Genomic DNA, 506 nt, shown 5'->3' on the forward strand with positions numbered 1-506 from the left:
GCGCCCAGGGGGACCGGGCCGTGAACGGGTCGTCCCCCGCGACGAATCCGGGCGCGGTCCCGGCGAACAGCACCAGCCCGAGCACACCGACCGGGACGGCCGCGCGGCGCGTCGCCCCACGGACCCGTTCGTCGTCGGCGAGGGCGAACCCGTGGAGGAAGAACAGCAGGTACGCCCAGCGGTTCCAGCCCGCGAAGCCCTCCTCCATGCCCAGCAGCGCGTTGACCGCGGCGAGCGGCAGCGCGGGCAGCAGGAGCAGTGCCGGCCGGCGCCGCAGCGCGGGGGCGGCGCGCCCGGCGGCGGCCGCGAGCCGGGCGGCGACCGGCGCGAGCAGCAGGCAGAAGGTGAGCAGGAGCACCACGAACCACAGGTGCCCGGTCTCGAAGTGGTCCCCCTCCAGGACGAAGGGGAAGTCGGCGAGGTCCGGGCGGACGGCCAAGAAGCGCGGCCAGAACCGCCCGTACGGCTCGTCGTACCCGGGATCGGCGGCGCGCAGCCGCAGCCAC

Annotated in this window: 1 pseudogene; it reads right to left on the reverse strand. The window is 76.5% G+C overall.

The window, feature by feature from the left end:
* Positions 1 to 506, reverse strand: a pseudogene (locus tag B7L92_RS38805) (acyltransferase family protein); the annotation flags it as partial.

Origin of the sequence: Streptomyces viridosporus (assembly GCF_002078235.1) — a bacterium.
GTDB classification, from domain to species: domain Bacteria; phylum Actinomycetota; class Actinomycetes; order Streptomycetales; family Streptomycetaceae; genus Streptomyces; species Streptomyces viridosporus.